Consider the following 4,274-nt stretch of genomic DNA (forward strand, 5'->3'; position numbering starts at 1 on the left):
GAGGACACGCAGGGTAGCCGTGAGGGTGGGGTGATCCAGATAGGTCGCGTCCATTTCGACTCGTTGCGGAACTAGGTGCTTCAGGTACCACTGCTCGGTGTCGGCCACGTCAACAGGGATGTTGTTGAGCTCCAGCGACCGCACCTGTGTCGGCCCCGTGAGTCCCGGCCTGTGTTCAAGCACCCATTGGCACTCGGGCGGGTAGCGGGCAGCCAGCGCAGGCGTCTCGGGGCGGGGTCCTACGAGGGTCATGTCGCCGCGAAGGACGTTCACCAGCTGTGGCAGCTCGTCGATATGGCTACGCCGCAGGAAGGCTCCTATTGCGGTGATCCGCTTGTCGCAGTTCGCCGTGATCTCCGGGCCGCTCTGGGTGGATCGCATCGTCCGGAACTTCAGGATCGTGAACTCGCGCCGGCCCTCCTTCAGTCGAACCTGCCGGAACAGGAACGACCCCTCGCTGCTTACCTTGATGGCCAGAGCGATGACGACGAGCAGGGGCATCAGAAGTGCCAGCCCGGTCGCGGCCACCAGGACGTCTAGGGTCCGCCGCCCGATGCCCGTGGCGGTATGCCGCGCAGTCACCGCGGGCACCCGTGCGGCCATCGACGGCCTCGCCCAGGCTCTCACCCTGCACCCGCCGCGACGAAGACACTGGTGAAGATGGCGGTGGCGGCAGCGACGTCGGCTTCGGGACTGGTCTCCAGCGACGATGGTGTCATGTGCGTGAACAGGTGGTCACCCGCCGCGCGACGCCGGGCCAGCCCGGCGATGAGCGGGTTGCTCCGCAGCCCCGGGTCGAAGAGCCGGTAGGTCGTTCCCTTGTACGGCTGGCTCCAAGTCCAGATGTCAACGGCTCTGGCGCCGTTGGCCAGCGGGATGTCGATGTAGGTCCGTAGCTCCTGCTCAGCCTGCGCGGCGCCGCCTGTGTAGGACCCCGGGTGAGCCATCGCCTTGCGTGCCTGGAGAGTGACCAGGGTGCCCCAGTGACGCCGGATGGCCTCGATCCAGGCAGCGCGCATGGCCTCGTCCGGGGTGGTCTTCCAGGTGCTGTATTCCGCCGTGTCCCGAAGTCCGGTGCTGAGGTCGATCACGTCAATGGTCTTGGACGTGAGATAGCCGTCGACCGCGGCGATCGTGGCTGCGGGGCTGGCTTCGCCCGCCGAGGTGGCGCAGGCGCTCCGTTCGGACTCCGTCGCCGGTTTGTCCACCCAGGCGAGGCACCCGAGCTGCGGCACGATCATGTCGACCAGGATCTTGGTGCGGGGCAGGCGGGACCGGATATCGCGCGAGGCCTGCGCCAGGAACTCGCCCGCCTGCTGGGGGGTGTCGATGCCGTCGTAGTACCCCAGCTCGTCGGCGATCTTGATGCCGACCACTCCGGGACGGCTGGCGAGCTTCACCGCGATGTTGAGGACGTCGTCATATCGCTGCCCTCCCTTCTGCCACGCCTTGACCAGGTCCGCCTCAACCCAGACGGCCGTCTTCCGTGCCGCGATCCTGTCGGCCAGGTCGATGTACTGGGCGCGCGGCGTTGCCGTGGGTGCGGGGCCCGACGCCCGCGGTCTCGCCGCACTCCCGCCGGACTGGCAGCCGGACAGCACAAGCAGGGTGCAGACCAGCGCGGCAGTCGCCCCCGTGCGGGCGAGCTCGTTCTTCATGTCTGGTTCCTTGTCATCCGCCACATCGCAAGAACGAGCAGCACATCGGTCGACAGATAGGCCGCAGCAGACGCCCACGCGGCCCCCACCGCGGCGTGGCCGGGGATCAGCAGCAGGTCCAGCACCAGGGTGACGACCAGTCCGGTGCCCAGCAGCATCGAGTTGAGCCCCGGTCGCCCTGAGCCCAGCAGGAAGGCACTGCCGAAACCGGCGGCAGGTTCGACGACCAGCCCGCCCAAGATGATGACCGCGGGCCAGATCGCGGCCCGGAACTCCTCGCCGAACACCCATGGGAAGAGCGGGAACGCCAGCAGGGATAGGACCGCGGCCGAAAGAAGTCCGAAGGCCAGCAGCGGTGCCGTCAGCCGGCGGGCTCGACGCCCGAAGCTCGACGCGCCCATCCGTGCCACTCTCGGGTAGGCCACCCAGGTGACGGCAAGCGCCGGCAGGCGCAGCAGCTCGGCGTACTTCGAGGCGACGGCGTAGGTGCCCACGGCAGCGGGCCCGGCCATGACCCCCAGGACCACGAAGTCGAAGCGCAGGTTCAGGAGCCCCATCACCCCGCCCACCTGGCTGCGCGTGCCGAACAGAACCACTCGGCGCGCGAGTCCCAGATCAGCGCGGCCGGACATCCGCAACCCGGTTTTGCGGACCCGTCGTGACATGCGGACCCACGCAGGGACCGCCACCATGATGTCTGCCACCAGCAACGAGAAGACGATGAGCCAGGGTCCCCGCATCCCGGCCACGTACCCGGCAAGGTAGGGCGGCAGGAACGCGACCTCTTCGCCGGCCGTGACCAGGTTGGAGCCACGGAGATCGTCAAGCGCCTGAAGGCTCGACTTGGCCACCGAGACCGGGAGCTGGGTGAAGACGGTGATGCCGGCGGCGGCCACGACCGCAACGGTCGTGGACGAGATGATGAACCGCTGGATCATGGGTGCCAGGGCGAACCACAGGAGGGTCCCGGCCAGACCACCGGCGACCATGACCGCGATGAGGGTCGGCCACAGCCGGGGGTGGTCGCGGTCTGGTCCCGCGATGAAGTAGCCCATGGCGGTGGGCAGCCCGCAGGCAGCAAGGACGCCCGCCAGGCCGGGGAGAACCCGTAGGAGCGCCAGCACGCCCACGTCACTGGGTCCGCCCGAACGCGCGACGAGGACGGTGACAGCGGTGACGGCCGCGATCGCGACGATCCGGCTGCCCATGTTGTCCACCACGGCGCGCCCCGGAAGGCCGCGACGTCCCTGGCCCCGTAATCCTGCCCTCACGGCCTGCGTCAGCGCAGCCATTGACGACCCCTCAGCATGTCGAGCCCGGCGACAAGCCCGAGGAAGGCCCACAGGTGCCGGAAGTGGAGAACCTCGTAGAAGAAGCCTGAGGCCAGGAGCGCGAACGCCAACCCGAGCAGGTACTCCGGTTTGGGGACCAGCGCTGCCACGTTCGGGCGAAGGGGCCGGAACGTCACTCGCGTCAGGCGTACGCCGGCAGCCGCGATCAGGACGATGAGGCCGATGCCGCCGAGCACCCCCCGTTCCACCAGAGTTCCCATGTAGTCGTTGTGCGCCTCCTTGACGTACGACGCCCCCGCGTTAGCCAGCGTGTGCTTGGTTCGCCCCGGCGCCACGCCGATGAGGTCTCCGGTGTTGAACAAGCGCAGGCCTTCTGAGAACAGAATCTCGCGCTCGCTGCCTGACGAGTCAGTGCGACCCACCGAGTCCGCGAGCAGCGGGACACTTCCCGCGGCCTTCTGCTGGAGGGCAGACGGGTCGACGTGCGGTCCCGCGACACCCACCAGCAGCACCAGGAAAGCCACGACCGCGATGGCGGAGACCGGACCGTGGGTCTTGAGGATCCGGGTCACGGTGGCCACGCTCAGGCCGATGACCAGCCCGACCATTGCCCCGTTGGAGCCTGTGAAGAACGTCGCGGTCAGGATGACGGCCACGCCAAGGAACCGGATCCAACGCCGCTGGATTGCCCGTGTCGCGAGCAGGACCATCAGAGCGCACAGCAGGTAGTTGGCTGCCAGGTTGGGGTCGTGGAAGGTCAGTGCAGCGCGGCCGCCGTTCGCTGACGTGACGCCGGCCAGGGCGTTGATCCCGGCCAGTCGGCCGAAGACCAGGACGGATGCCCAGGCGATCCCGCTCCAGCACCAGGCCCTGAGAAAGACCCGCAACAGCCATGGGTTCCGCACCGCGTTCGCGACGGCGGCCCCCCACAACAGCATGAACAGGTCCTGCAGGATCGCGAGGCCCGAGTATGCGGCACTGTGGTGGACCGCGGCGATCAGCCCGGCGGTCATCAGGATGCCCATCCCCAGTGAGTAGGGAACGATCGCTCTGGCTCCGGTGCGGTGGAGCCAGAACATGGTCATGAGAATCGCCGCACCGATGGTGACGTCCACAATTCCGGTGTTCCCCGGGCCGGCCGGGGTAAGGAGAGGCAGGGTCCAGACCGCAAGCACGAGGAGATATCCCGCGCGTCGCACAACTGGCGGGACATCGGCCCCATCGGCGCCATCGGCGAAGAGGGCCTCAACCGGTCTCCGGCCGCTTGGCCTACGGACGGTCATGGCAGTCATGGGATCAGATCCCGCAGCAGCTCGAGATGTTG

4 protein-coding genes are annotated in these 4,274 nt (G+C 68.2%); all 4 read right to left on the minus strand.

Annotation, left to right across the window (positions count from 1 at the left end):
* Positions 1-603 (minus strand): sugar transferase (locus VIM19_06175; GenBank protein HEY5184484.1); only part of this gene is annotated, 603 nt, incomplete at its 3' end.
* 20 nt (positions 604-623) lie between these two features.
* The gene (locus tag VIM19_06180) at positions 624-1,658 is read right to left on the minus strand and encodes a hypothetical protein (GenBank protein HEY5184485.1); all 1,035 of its coding nucleotides are present in this window, start codon (positions 1,656-1,658) and stop codon (positions 624-626) included.
* On the minus strand, positions 1,655-2,866 hold the full coding sequence (locus VIM19_06185) for an oligosaccharide flippase family protein (GenBank protein HEY5184486.1): 1,212 nt from the start codon (positions 2,864-2,866) through the stop codon (positions 1,655-1,657). Before VIM19_06185 ends, VIM19_06180 begins: the two co-directional genes overlap by 4 nt.
* A gap of 71 nt (positions 2,867-2,937) precedes the next feature.
* A complete protein-coding gene (locus VIM19_06190) occupies positions 2,938-4,029 on the minus strand; it encodes an O-antigen ligase family protein (GenBank protein HEY5184487.1) in 1,092 nt (363 codons plus the stop codon).
* Positions 4,030-4,274: the final 245 nt, after the last annotated feature.

The sequence above is a fragment of the Actinomycetes bacterium genome (assembly GCA_036510875.1).
In the GTDB taxonomy this organism is placed as follows: domain Bacteria; phylum Actinomycetota; class Actinomycetes; order Prado026; family Prado026; genus DATCDE01.